The sequence below is a fragment of the Mesorhizobium sp. M4B.F.Ca.ET.017.02.2.1 genome (assembly GCF_003998955.1).
Lineage (GTDB): Bacteria > Pseudomonadota > Alphaproteobacteria > Rhizobiales > Rhizobiaceae > Mesorhizobium > Mesorhizobium abyssinicae.
Genome location: NZ_RZOF01000186.1, coordinates 1 through 12,178 on the forward strand (window position 1 = coordinate 1; position 12,178 = coordinate 12,178).

At 62.0% G+C, this 12,178-nt stretch carries 15 protein-coding genes; 5 read left to right on the forward strand and 10 right to left on the reverse strand.

Translation table 11 applies throughout. The features are described from left to right. Both EN738_RS20855 and EN738_RS20860 read left to right on the forward strand, forming a co-directional pair. Window positions 1–923, forward strand: a 923-nt coding sequence (locus EN738_RS20855; RefSeq protein ID WP_145966891.1) for a xanthine dehydrogenase family protein molybdopterin-binding subunit, incomplete at its 5' end; no start/stop codon positions are given. Window positions 924–937: 14 nt separating this feature from the next. Beyond that, window positions 938–1,732: a xanthine dehydrogenase family protein subunit M gene (locus tag EN738_RS20860; protein WP_127285355.1), complete on the forward strand. Its 795-nt coding sequence runs from the start codon at window positions 938–940 to the stop codon at window positions 1,730–1,732. A 62-nt stretch (window positions 1,733–1,794) separates the two neighbouring features. Here EN738_RS20860 and EN738_RS20865 read toward each other — a convergent pair whose 3' ends face one another. The 3 genes from EN738_RS20865 to EN738_RS20875 all read right to left on the reverse strand — a co-directional run bounded on the left by EN738_RS20865 (window position 1,795) and on the right by EN738_RS20875 (window position 3,629). Next, entirely contained in the window at window positions 1,795–2,283 is a 489-nt protein-coding gene (locus tag EN738_RS20865; protein ID WP_127285356.1) for an SRPBCC family protein, read from the reverse strand. Window positions 2,284–2,359: 76 nt separating this feature from the next. Continuing rightward, complete coding sequence (locus EN738_RS20870) at window positions 2,360–2,854, reverse strand: GNAT family N-acetyltransferase (RefSeq protein ID WP_127285357.1); 495 nt, start codon at window positions 2,852–2,854, stop codon at window positions 2,360–2,362. 16 nt (window positions 2,855–2,870) lie between these two features. Beyond that, window positions 2,871–3,629, reverse strand: a complete 759-nt coding sequence (locus EN738_RS20875) for a copper homeostasis protein CutC (protein WP_127285358.1) — start codon at window positions 3,627–3,629, stop codon at window positions 2,871–2,873. A 303-nt stretch (window positions 3,630–3,932) separates the two neighbouring features. On the opposite strand from EN738_RS20875, the gene EN738_RS20880 reads away from it, so the two are divergent. After that, entirely contained in the window at window positions 3,933–4,388 is a 456-nt protein-coding gene (locus EN738_RS20880; RefSeq protein ID WP_127285359.1) for a carboxymuconolactone decarboxylase family protein, read from the forward strand. 6 nt (window positions 4,389–4,394) lie between these two features. Here the strand turns inward: EN738_RS20880 and EN738_RS20885 are convergent, their stop codons facing one another. The 3 genes from EN738_RS20885 to EN738_RS35590 all read right to left on the reverse strand — a co-directional run bounded on the left by EN738_RS20885 (window position 4,395) and on the right by EN738_RS35590 (window position 5,498). Further along, the gene (locus EN738_RS20885) at window positions 4,395–4,826 is read right to left on the reverse strand and encodes a cupin domain-containing protein (protein WP_127285360.1); all 432 of its coding nucleotides are present in this window, start codon (window positions 4,824–4,826) and stop codon (window positions 4,395–4,397) included. A 181-nt stretch (window positions 4,827–5,007) separates the two neighbouring features. Next, a complete protein-coding gene (locus EN738_RS20890; RefSeq protein ID WP_127285361.1) occupies window positions 5,008–5,187 on the reverse strand; it encodes a hypothetical protein in 180 nt (59 codons plus the stop codon). 152 nt (window positions 5,188–5,339) lie between these two features. Further along, window positions 5,340–5,498 carry a hypothetical protein gene (locus EN738_RS35590; RefSeq protein WP_187331286.1) on the reverse strand — a complete coding sequence of 53 codons (159 nt, stop codon included), beginning with the start codon at window positions 5,496–5,498 and terminating at the stop codon, window positions 5,340–5,342. A 1,314-nt stretch (window positions 5,499–6,812) separates the two neighbouring features. On the opposite strand from EN738_RS35590, the gene EN738_RS20895 reads away from it, so the two are divergent. Then, window positions 6,813–8,132: a site-specific integrase gene (locus EN738_RS20895; protein WP_127285362.1), complete on the forward strand. Its 1,320-nt coding sequence runs from the start codon at window positions 6,813–6,815 to the stop codon at window positions 8,130–8,132. Window positions 8,133–8,272: 140 nt separating this feature from the next. Here the strand turns inward: EN738_RS20895 and EN738_RS20900 are convergent, their stop codons facing one another. Beyond that, a complete protein-coding gene (locus tag EN738_RS20900) occupies window positions 8,273–8,647 on the reverse strand; it encodes a helix-turn-helix transcriptional regulator (protein ID WP_245494593.1) in 375 nt (124 codons plus the stop codon). Between the two features lie 40 nt (window positions 8,648–8,687). Here EN738_RS20900 and EN738_RS20905 point away from each other — a divergent pair, with 40 nt between their 5' ends. Further along, the gene (locus EN738_RS20905) at window positions 8,688–9,356 is read left to right on the forward strand and encodes a hypothetical protein (protein WP_127285363.1); all 669 of its coding nucleotides are present in this window, start codon (window positions 8,688–8,690) and stop codon (window positions 9,354–9,356) included. Between the two features lie 343 nt (window positions 9,357–9,699). Here EN738_RS20905 and EN738_RS20910 read toward each other — a convergent pair whose 3' ends face one another. From EN738_RS20910 to EN738_RS20920, 3 genes are all read right to left on the reverse strand, one after another. Further along, window positions 9,700–9,912 carry an AlpA family phage regulatory protein gene (locus EN738_RS20910; protein ID WP_127285364.1) on the reverse strand — a complete coding sequence of 71 codons (213 nt, stop codon included), beginning with the start codon at window positions 9,910–9,912 and terminating at the stop codon, window positions 9,700–9,702. A 701-nt stretch (window positions 9,913–10,613) separates the two neighbouring features. Next, the gene (locus tag EN738_RS20915; RefSeq protein ID WP_127285365.1) at window positions 10,614–11,303 is read right to left on the reverse strand and encodes a haloacid dehalogenase type II; all 690 of its coding nucleotides are present in this window, start codon (window positions 11,301–11,303) and stop codon (window positions 10,614–10,616) included. Window positions 11,304–11,460: 157 nt separating this feature from the next. After that, window positions 11,461–11,937 (reverse strand): Lrp/AsnC family transcriptional regulator, encoded by a 477-nt coding sequence (locus EN738_RS20920; protein WP_127285366.1) that lies wholly within the window; start codon window positions 11,935–11,937, stop codon window positions 11,461–11,463. Window positions 11,938–12,178: the final 241 nt, after the last annotated feature.

The following is a 12,178-nucleotide window of genomic DNA, read 5'->3' on the forward strand; positions in this document are numbered from 1 at the left end:
GCGCCGGCGTCGGCCTTTGGGAATCGGCCGAGGTACGCGTCAACGCCGTCGGCACGATCGAGGTGCTGACCGGTTCGCACAGCCATGGCCAGGGCCACGAGACGACCTTCGCGCAACTGGTCAACCAGCGCTTCGGCGTGCCGATCGACAGCGTGTCGATCGTGCATGGCGACACCGACAAGGTGCAGATGGGCATGGGCACCTACGGCTCGCGCTCGGGCGCGGTCGGTATGTCGGCGATCTCCAAGGCGCTCGACAAGGTCGAGGCCAAGGCCAAGAAGATCGCCGCGCATCTGCTCGAGGCCGACGAGAGCGACATCGTCATCGAGAACGGCGCCCTGAAGGTTGCCGGCACCGACAAGAACGTGCCGTGGTTCCAGATGGCTCTGGCGGCCTACACCGCCCACAATCTGCCGGCCGGCATGGAGCCGGGCCTGAAGGAGACGGCGTTCTACGACCCGGCCAACTTCACCTTCCCGGCCGGCTGCTACATCTGCGAGGTCGAGATCGATCCGGAGACCGGCTCGACCGCGATCATCCAGTTCGTGGCCGCCGACGATTTCGGCAACATCATCAACCCGATGATCGTCGAGGGGCAGGTGCATGGCGGCATCGCCCAGGGCGTCGGCCAGGCGCTGCTGGAAGGCGCCTATTACGACGCCAGCGGCCAATTGCTGACGGCGAGCTACATGGATTATACGATGCCCCGCGCGGGCGACCTGCCGTCGTTCAAGGTCTCGACCTCGAACACGCCGTGCCCGAGCAATCCGCTCGGCATCAAGGGCTGCGGCGAGGCCGGCGCCATCGGTTCGCCGCCGGCGGTGATCAACGCCATCACCGATGCCATCGGCATTGCCGACATCGCCATGCCGGCATCGCCGTCCACGGTGTGGACCGCGATCCGCGCGAAGACCAAGCACTGAGGGAGGGAGCAAGCATGTATTCGGTCGACTACCACCGCGCCGCCTCGGTTGCCGAGGCCGCCAAGCTTTTGAAAAGCGGCGAAGCGAAGCTCCTGTCGGGCGGCATGACGCTGATCCCCGCCATGAAGACGCGGCTGGCCGCGCCCTCGGACCTCGTCGACGTGTCCCGGCTGAAGGAACTGCAAGGCGTCAAGGTGTCGGGCAAGACAGTGACCATCGGCGCCGCCACCACGCACCACGACGTCGCCAATGACCAGAAGCTGAGGAAGGCCTGCCCGGCGCTGGCCCATATGGCCTCGCTGATCGGCGACCCGGCGGTGCGCCACAAGGGCACGATCGGCGGGTCGATCGCCAACAACGATCCGGCGGCCGACTATCCGGCGGCACTGCTGGCGCTGGGGGCGACGATCGTCACCAACAAGCGCGAGATATCAGCCGATAAGTTCTTCAAGGGCCTGTTCGAGACGGCGCTGAAGGATGGCGAGATCATCACGGCCGTCAGCTTCACCGCGCCGGCCAAGGCGGCCTACGAAAAGTTCCGCAATCCGGCGTCGCGCTATGCGATCGTCGGCGTGTTCGTCACCAAGGGCAAGGACGGGGTCCGCGCCGCCGTGACCGGTGCCGGCGACGATGGCGTCTTTCGCTCTAAGGAGATCGAGGCGGCGTTGGCGAAAAATTTCGCGGCGTCGGCCCTCGACGGCGTGAAGGTGCCGGCGAAGAACCTGATGAGCGACATCCACGCCTCGGCGGATTACCGGGCCAATCTGATCGCGGTCATGGCCAAGCGTGCAGTCGCCGCCGCCGGCTGACGCTTGCAGTTCGCATGAAGAGAGAAGGGGCCGTTATGGCCCCTTTTTTCGCTACCGCCTGATCAGGCCGCCTGGCGATTTTTCCGTTCGGACAGGTAACGGCGCAGGCCGGCTTCGCCGCGCGGCGTCGTCCAGCGGTGGTTCCAGGCAAAGGCCTGCCTGAGCAGCGGCGCCAGAAACTTCAGGATCGGCCTCAGCACCGTGACCTGCCAGATCAGGTTGACCCGAGTGCCATTTCCCGATGGCGACAGTTCCGCCCGCCACAGGCCGTCGAAATCGCCGAAGGTCTTGACCACCACGAGCCGGCCGGGTTCGAGTTCGGCCGCCGCGATGATGAAGTTCAGTTCGTAGGGCAGGGCGCCGCGCGCCCGGGCCTTTGCCCGCGAGCCGACCACGCCCTTGCCCTTCTTGTCGAGCGGCACGACCTGCTTGTAGACGTCGCCCCACCAGAGCGGCAGCAGTTCGGCGTCGGAGAGCACATCCCACACCTCTTGCGGCGTCGCCTCTGGAATGTCCCAGCTCTCGTCGAAGCGGAAGACGTTGCTCGGCATGGCGGTTCGCCCCCGGTGGCGCAGACGGCCACTTTAGCGACGGCTTGTTTGTTGCGCCAGTGCCGCGCGCCGGCGCTCAGGCAAGTTGCCTGAGGTAGTAGCGCACGGCCTTCTTGCCGCCATGGATGACCGCGTCGCCGACCTCGGCGAATCCCAGCGCCGCATGGAAGGCGTCCGATGCCGGATTGGGAGGATCGGCATTCACCTCGCAGGTGACGATCGCCTGGCCGGAGCGCGCGACGTGCTCGAACAGATCCTCGTAGAGCCGGCGAGCATGGCCACGGCCGCGCGCGGCTGCCGCGACGACAACCCGGTCGACATAGATGAAGCGCTGGTAGCGTTCGCGGAACCAGAGGAAGTTCGGGCTGTCGTAGTCGGCGTCCTGGTCGAAGGTCATGATGAAGGCCTCGAGCGCGCCAATGCGGCGCGCATAGAAGGCCTCGCCGAGCAGGAAGGAGAGCCGCTCGGCTTCCAGCCAGGACAGTTCCGCCGCATGCTCGTTGTTGAGCGCGAGGATGGCGGGCTCGTCCCCGGGCGAAACGCGGTCGATCGGCGAGCGTCCTTCGGTCATCGCATCTTCCCAGGAATCAGGCCCTGACGGCCGCGATGGTCGCCGCCACCAATGCCCCGTCGGTCACCGTGGTGCGGTACTCGCGGTCGAGGTCGCTGCCGCCCATGCCGACGCGCGGGTTGCGGTAGCGCATGGCGCTCGGCACATCGGCAAGGGCCGCGAAATGCATTTCCTTCAGCCCGGTCCTGGCGAGCACCTCGGCGATATTGTCGGGATCGAGCCCGCCGCAGCCGAGGATGATGATGCGCTCGCCGGACTGTTGGACGAGCGCGGCCAGAAGCTCGGCGCCCTCCAGAGCGGTGTCGCGCTGGCCGCTGGTCAGCACGCGGCCGACCCCGCAGCGGACCAGCGCCTCGAGCGCCTCGGCCGGGTCGCGCGTCATGTCGAAGGCGCGATGGCAGGTGACGTTGAGCGGGCCAGCCGCGCGCACCAATTCGCCCATGCGGGCCTCGTCGATGGTGCCGTCGGCATTCAGGCAGCCGACGACGACGCCGGCGACGCCGAGACCGGCAAGCGCGCTGACATCGGCAAGCATCGAGCGGTACTCGGCCTCGCCGTAGAGGAAATCGCCGCCGCGCGGCCTGACGATGACGTGGAACGGAACGGTGGCGAGCTCAAGCGCCGCGCGCACCGTGCCGAGGCTCGGCGTGATGCCGCCTTCGACCAGGCTGGCGCAGAGTTCGACCCGGTCGGCGCCGGCGGCCTGCGCGGCAAGCAGCCCGTCAATGCCTTCGACACAGAGTTCGATCAGGGGTGGCTGAGGATTCTTGCTCAAGGTGCGGTCCGTCCATGATTTTTCGGCGACAGCCCTAGCATCGGGTCTGCTGCCGTGAAAGCGGCAATGATCGGTCCAGCGGGCGACGGGCGACCGGCATTCGCCAAGGCGTGCTTGACAATTCAATAACTAGCGAGTTATGAGTTAATTCATAGCCGACGGGTTATAGATCGAGACAGGCGATGTGGCCCAAAGGCCGTCCAGCCTGCGGCGGTGTCGGCGAACCAAAAAGCCCTGGGGAAGCCAGGACCTCCGGAAGCTGAGCGCCCGGGGCTTGTAAGGACACGACCGAAGGAGGCCATTGTGCAAGCACGACTGAAGAACCCCGTAATGCTCATCCCCGGCGCGTTGCAGGCGCTGCTGGCGCTGGACAAGTCGACCGAGGCGGCCGACGTGCCTTATGTGACGCGCAAGCTTGTCCACCTGCGCGCCAGCCAGATCAACGGCTGCAGCGTCTGCGTCGACATGCATGCGCGCGAGTTGAAGAAGGCCGGCGAGAAGGACGAGCGCATCTTTGCCGTGTCGGCCTGGCGGCAAACGCCTTATTTCACGGAGCCGGAACGCGCCGCGCTTGCGCTGGCCGAAGCCACGACGCGGCTGAGCGATCGGGCCGACCCGGTGCCGGACCCGATCTGGGACGAAGCCGCCCGGCATTATGACGAAAAGCAACTGGCCGCACTGGTGGTGCAGATCGCCCTGATCAACGCTTTCAACCGCCTCAACGCCGCCACCGAGCAACCTGTCGGCGCCTGGGGATGAGGGCGATTACTGGCGCAGCACCGTGTTCTTGGCGCCCTGCTCGACCTGGTCGATGACCAGCAGTTTCACCGGGCCGTCGCCGAGATTGGTGGCCTGGTGCCACTGGCCGATCATCGCAACGATGAAATCGCCGGTCTTGTAGGTATTGCTGTTGCCGGTTTCGACATTCGTCACCTTGAGCGTTCCGGCCTCGACATAGGCGTAGCGGGGAAACGGGTGCTTGTGGATCGGCAAGGTCGCGCCCACGGCGATCTCGAAGCTCGAGACGATGACCTCGACATTCTTCTGCGGCAGCGTGATGGGCTGGCCGGACGCCGTTTGCGTGCGATCGGCGAGCGGCGTCACGACGACAGGGTTTGCGCCGCTGTCCAGAGCGTTGGCGGCGGTTGCGGACAGCGCGACGGTTAGCAGCAGCGCCGATGCCAGGACGATTCGCATGGTTCCTCCTCAGGGTTTGCCGGACCATGGCGCGGCGGGCGTGCGGGCGCAAGATTCGTTGCCATCGGCGGCCTTATCAGTGAGAGGGCCAGCACAGCCTGTTGCGGCCGCAGCGGTGAGGAGTGCGAGAAATGCGGGAAGGCCGCTCAGCCGCCGCTTCGGCTCATTCTGATGAGCCCTTTCAACGCTTCATGAGGTCACGGCTGAACCTGACCTCGTGGCCGTACGAGCCGCTCGGCAGGTCGGCGGCGGCCTGGCGGAAACTGTCTTCTATCCGTGTTGTATAACGGCCTTCATTCTGAAGCCTGTCCCACAGGACAAAGCAGACCGCCAAGGCGATGACAATGAGTACCGGTCGCATCGGAAAATCTCCCTCAAGAAGTTCCCGACAAAGCGGCTGTATGATGAGCCTGCTTCAGGCGAAATACAAGAGATTGCTAATATATGGTTGCCAGCGCTTGGCGTGTACGCCTCTCGGTGGCGCCGCGACTTGGTGATGATCAGCTGGCCGCGCTAGCCAATGATGGCCAAGCCAATGGCAATGCCCAACCCGATGGCAATGCCCATCAGGAGCTTGCCGGCGAGATTGAGGGCGATGGCGCGGACGTTGGCGCGCACATCACTATGGGGCTGTGCCACAGCCCTTGTCAGGTCATCGAAAGTCGCTTCCACGGTTGCCACCCTGCGATCTTTTCAGGGTAAGCCTAAATCATATCCTCGGTTATGTGCTAGGCAGCAAGCCACAGAAGGCGCCGGGAGGCGCATCTCCGCCGCAGGCCGAACCCGCTTAGCGCGCGCTCGCCCGGCGCGCGGTGGCCGGCCCGGGACCGCGCATATAGTGGAGCTCCGGCCGGTAGCGCGGATGAACGAACTCGCGAAAAGCCGATGCCAACCGAATGAGGGCTAGCCCAAGGGCGGTGACCGAGAGCACCGCAAGAGGGCCGAACATAAGTTTGTGCGACATCATTGTCCCAACCTCAGATGCCGGTGTCGATATGGAACAGGTCTTTTCGGCCGGCATGACTGAAATTGTGGCAGCAAGAACCGTGCCACCCTTGCCCGGCGCACGATTTGCCGCCTGGGCCGACGCACGCCGGCGTCTCGGAATGGGTCATTTGCTGCTGGCACCACAATTGCACTGCCAGCAATGCCGGGTTGTTGGGACCGGCAATAGGGGCGTTTGGGGGCCTCGCCGCTCCGCGAATGGAGCGGCGAGGTTTCTGCTTTTCCGGCCGTGCCTTCGGGCGACGCGACATGTTCCGGCCGGTTGCTGGTGTCGATCGGCACTAGGAATTCGAAGTCGTTGAGCCCGTCCCCACCATCGAGCCGCCAGGCGGCGGCGTCGCCAGTCCGTAGGCCCCTCACGCCCGGCGGCTCAGAGTGGCCGGCGCTTTCGGTCGGAGCCATCGGAACAAAGAGCGCGTCTGTCTGGTTTCGGGTGAGGGAGAGAAACCTGATGCCAGATCAAACCAAAGAGCGGCCCCCGCCGAAACCCGACCACAAGAAGCCACCGGTGCATCCCCGCCACAAGGATTCATCATCGCCCGAGCCCGATCATGTCGACCCACCGCCGCGAGATGTGCGTGAGGCACCGTCACCAAATCCAAACGGGAACAAGAATGGTTGACCGGACCAGGCGATGAACGGCTGGAGCGGTTGCGGCCTTTGGATATGGACGCATCCGTGGCTGCCTAGCCGGACTGGCTGCGCAGCTTTCGCCTAAGTCTTTGAAAAAACTTGGCTCCCCGGGCCGGATTCGAACCAGCGACCAACCGGTTAACAGAGGGTTTCCAATGTGATTTTCTGGATCAGCGTGCGACAGCCTGAATTTCTAAAAATTCTTTGAATAACAACAAATTAGTGTTTCATCCCGTCGCGACCTGTCGCAGCCGGTATCGACAAAGCGCGTGGTTTTGTGTAGATCATTCTGTAGATCACTTATGGGCCCCCGGGCAACCGGTTGTAGCAAGATTGGTCGCTGGACAGATGCCGAAACTCGAACTCACCGACAAATTCTGCCAGGCTGCCAAGGCCGGTTCCGGCCGAAAAGCCGACTATTTCGATACGACCGTCAAAGGTCTTGTGCTGCGCGTCTCGGCGGGTGGGCAAAAGACCTGGTTCGCGGTTTACGGGCCGCCCGACAAGCGGCAATGGTTGAAGCTCGGCACCTATCCCGAGACACCGCTCGGCACCGACAAGGGCGCTCGCCAGAAGGCCAAGGACACTCGTGCAAGCGTGCAAGAGGGCGGCGACCCTGTGGCCGCCAAGAAAGCGCACGCCGCCTCGATGACCGTCTCTGATTTGGTCGAGAGCTATCTCACCCGCCGGGCATCATCGCGGCGGTCGGTCGATGAGATCGCGCGCCGGCTGCGCAAGAATGTGTCCGGCTATGACGCTGACGGAAAGAAGGTCGAGAAGGCATCATCTGGCTGCATCGGCGAGGTGAAGCTCGCGGACCTGCATCGTCGCGACATCACTAAGGCGATCGACGCGGTGAAGGACCGGGGCGCGGCCGTCGAGGCAAACCGGGTGTTCGAGGACATTCGCGCCATGATCCGATGGGGGCGCGGTCGTGGCGATCTGGACAACAACTTGACCGAAGGTATGGCTAGGCCGACCGAAACGGTCGAGCGCGACCGCGTGCTGACGGCCGACGAGATCAAGACGATGTGGGCAGCCTTGCCCGAAGCCGACATGCGGGAAAGCACCCGCCGCATTCTGCGCCTGTGCTTGGTTACCGGACAGCGTGTTGGCGAGATCGCCGGTATGGAGCACGGCGAACTGGACTTGACACGCGGCCTTTGGACGATACCAGCCAGGCGCGCGAAGAACGGCCGCGACCATATTGTCCCGCTGTGTGAAATGGCAATCCGGATCATCGGCGATCAGATCGCAGACGTGAAGGCGCTGTCGGAGCGCAAGGGCAGGGCGGTACCGCCTTTCGTTTTTCCTGGCCCGGGCGCCCGTGCAGCCGTCACCGGCGCATCTGTCCCGAAGGCAGTGAAGCGAGAAGAGATCAGCAAGCGCGGCGTAGCGATGATCATGGGCATTGCACCGTGGACGCCGCATGACCTTCGCCGATCTGCTGCGACGGGCATGGAAGAAATCGGCATTTCGCCGTTCATCGTCGGGCATGTGTTGAATCACGTTTCAGCGACCAAGAGTACGGTCACGTCGCGGGTATATGCGCGCTACGACTATATGAGCGAGAAACGGGATGCCTTGGAGCGTTGGGCCGATCGGCTTGCCGGCATCATTGCAGGCAAGAGCAACATCGAACCTCTGCGAGCGAAGGCAGTTGCATGAACCGGTCTGCGCAGTCGCCGTTCGACCCCGAACCCTTCTGCCGCTCGTCGAAGTCTTCGCGGTTGATCCCTCTGACTGCGGCCGCAATCGAATGATTGTCGGCTAATGGACGCGCTTTGCCTTGCCTATCGGGAGCTGTTTCACCGATCCAACGTCCTTTCGGAACGCCGTGACAAACGCACGCCGACACCACCCCCATTTTCAGGAATGAACTCGATGCCGGCATTCTCAAGCGTTTTCTGGAGGAGATATCGCGTTCCTGTTTGAGGAACAGAACGGTCGTTTTCGAAATTGCGAATGGTAACAGCACTCGCGCCGGAGCGGGCGGCGAGATCCTCTTGCGTCCATTTCAACAGCGCTCGTGCGGCGCGACATTGGGAAGAATCCATGCCGCAAACTGGTGATAACTCCCGAAAATCGCAAGCCTTTTCGGAAAACGTTGACAATGGCTTTCTAAAAACAGACAATCCTTTCGTTTTTAGAAAGCGGCCGCACCGAGTGCGCGAACACTCCATGCGGCCTCACCAAAACCCCAGCTTTCATGGAGCTCGGATCATGGATGATTCCGACAATAGCATGAGTTTGTCTTTCGTCACCCGGCGGCGCTTGCTGGCGGGCACGGCCACGGCCGCCGTGGCATGGCCCTTCCAGGTAAAGTCGCGGGCGGCCGAACTGTCGGACGGCAGCAGCGCGGCCGATCCTGCTCTTCGTCTGTGTGGCGACTGGCATAAGATCCACGATGAGACACTGGCGTTGTGCCGCGAACAGCAGCGGTTGGAGACACACCTCGCCAGGACGATCGGCTTTCCCTGCGCCAGGGCGCGGCTTGCCGATGGTAGGGACGTGACGCTCCATTCCATCGAGAGCCTGAACGATGCCTACTCTCCTGAGAACGAAGTCGAATGGGGCAGGGCGCTTGCGGATTTCGCGGCACACCAGGCGCGCTGGGACGCTGCTGATGCTGAGATCGGCTATTCGAGAGCAGACGAACTGATCCGGCAATCGGAAACAGCCGAAAGCACGCTTCTGGATGATCTACCGCAGACAGCGGCCACGTCCATAGAAGGCATTTTGGCCAAGCTCAAGGTTGTCCTGCGTGACGGTGAGCACTGGGAACATCCAGACGATTTCCCCTGGCCGCATATCCGATCTGTGCTGGATGACCTCGCCCGCCACCATAAATGTCGATCCGGCGATGATCGCGATCGATCGGGCAATCGTTAGCTGACGGCTCTTATAGGCGGAGAGGAAGCTGTCTGCCTCAAGGGAAGCCTGATCGATCGCCGGCGTCACGGCCGCTCCGCTGAACGCTTGCTGTGTCAGCCTGAGGGGCGGCCACCGATTCGGCGCGGGCTCTGAAAGGAGATAAGCGGCCAGTTGTGGGCGGTTCGACCCAAAGTTGACCTGGTTGAGCGTGAGGCCGACCATCGTTTCTGGTTTGCCGTGTTCGTTCGCCTCGGCGACGCTTGTAATGGACATGGCCCACTGGGCTCAAGCAATAGCCTCGCCGCCGTGATCGCTGCGTCTCGATGAAGCCCAGTTTTCCGCGCAGTGTGCATCACCCTCATCACGCCTTGTCGCCCTGGTCTTGTGGACGCCACGAAACGGGATTGGAGATCCAGCGACTGATGTCGGATTCGTGCCAGCCTGCACCGTGGATACTGATCTGAATCTGGCGTGGGAAGGTGCCTTTGGCGATCTTGCGATAGATCGTGGATCGGGACAGACCGGTCCGGGAAAGAACGGTTTTCAGGCGGATGATACGGTCTGGTTCGAGCATGGTCGCGCTGCCTTCTGTTGGCTGTTCTTGATTGCTCCTGATCCAGAGAGGACAGACACTTACGGGCGTGCAAGAGGTTTTCCGCCGACGTCGTACCCCGGCCTAGAGACGGCGGCAAATGGGATGGGTTTAGAGTCCAATGCCACGGCCCCGCCCAAGCTCGATACCGTGATTGAAGGCGTTCTAAGTCCGAAACGAAGGCCTGACACTGAAGAATCCGTGCCCTGAAATAGTACATACGCGCCCCGAGTCCAGTTTGCCTGGGGTTCTTGGAAGCTTTTAGAACTTTCTGGATCGCGCCTCAGCCCCAATTGCGGGTGCTTTTGGATGGTGCTCGCCCCGACATCCTGTTCGGTGTCAGCTGACGTGAGCGGCCCAGCACTGGGCGTTTCACCTCGACGAAGACGGCGGGCTCTCTGCTTAAAGGCAGGTAAGGCCAAGGACCTCCAACGAGTGCAGTCTGGGCGCAGAAGCTCGGCAAAACTCAATTCACTGGACCATTTCCCGAACGCTACGTCGCGACCGACCCTGTTCCGACGAAGCGTGTCGGTAGGTCGACTCTGAGGCATGTCCGGCTACTTGAAGCCGGCATCGAAGCAGCCGCTCACATTGGTGAGCCACGCCCTACGTGAGTTTCGCCAAAAGGGGCGGATGAACCGCCCCGTTCTTGCCAGACAGCCACCAGGGCTCGCTACCAATCTTCAGGCGCGCTTCCGGGCGGGTTCCAAGCCTACGGCGGCGGCTAGTCCGCCGATATCTTTGATCTCGGTGTATTCATAGAAAGGATTGGCGGGTTCGTGACCGCGGTTGACCCAGACCTTGTTTTTGATCCCCAGATCATAGGCTGGCATCAGGTCGTAGCGGAAGGAGGAGGAAACATGAGTGATGTCTTCGGGACCGCAGCCGAGCTTATCGAGCATGTATTCAAAGCCCTTCATCAGCGGCTTGTAGGCGCCAACCTCTTCAGCGGTGATGACAGTGTGAATTGGCGCGCCGAGCTTTTCCACATTCGACATGATCAGGTCGTTCATCGAGTTCGACAGGATCACCAGTGGGATTTCCTTGGCCACCTTAGTGAGTCCTGCCGGGACGTCGGGGTGCGGACCCCACGTTGGCACTTCGTCATAGATGCGTTGCGCGTCTTCGGGTTTGAACTGGATACCGATGCGCTTGCAAGTGCGTTCAACGGCATTGTGCACCACCTCGCGGAAAGGCTTCCATGCCCCCAGCACCTCGTCCAGGCGGTAGCCTCTGAAAGCCTCGACGAAGCTGGGCATAGCCTCAACGGTGAGACGCTCGGCGTACACACGCCGCGCTGCACCAGCCATATCGAAATTAGTCAGCGTACCGTAGCAGTCGAAGGTTACATATTTCGGTATAAAGGTGGTCATAGTGTGTGTTCCCTTTAGTCGACAACGCAAAATTACTGTTCAAGGCGCGCCAGAGTCGTATGAATTACAGAATATCATCTGCCAATTTTTCGCCACTTGAAGCGGATTGTTTTGAATTTGGTGATTATTCGGCAGATTATCTTCTGAATCTACATCTCTAGTGAGTAGCGATCGTGTCAATCGGCAGGTGCGTTTTAACGATCGGCGATTTCAGCACCACGAAGCTGAAATATTTGTCGATCCCGATATTGAGCTCGAGCAAGCGCTCCATGATCGCCTGATACTCGCTGATCCCCCGCGTGACGAACTTCGCCAGATAATCGTAGCCGCCAGACACAAGGTGACACTCGATCGCGCTATCGATCTTCTCGACCGTCGCGAGGAACCGCGAATAATCTGTGGGGCGATGGTTCTTGAGCGTGATCTCGGTAAAGACCGTCACTGTCTGACCCAGCTTGGCCAGGTCGACCCGGGCGGAATAGCCTACGATGAAGCCCTCCTCCTGCAGCTTCTTCACCCGCATCAAGCACGGGCTTGCCGAGAGGCTGACTAGGTCCGCAAGCTCGACATTCGAGATTCGCCCGCTCTTCTGCAGCTCAGACAGGATCTTGATGTCGATTTTGTCGAGCTTCATGTGGAAACTCCGTCCCATACTGGTGCCGCGGGTGGCCTGGCTCCTCGCATTGGTGACGCTGCCTGGTTGTGGGCGGACCGTCTTGCTTGAACTCGCCCAGCTAGGCCCCTGATCAACGCTGTTTGCTTAAGAAGGTCGAGCGTGCCGACGGACCGCGATGCCGTAGCGGCGCGGGTACCTTCAAGACATCTGACCAGTTTCATTTCATTCCCCATTTTCACATCGGCCACCCCACCCAGGC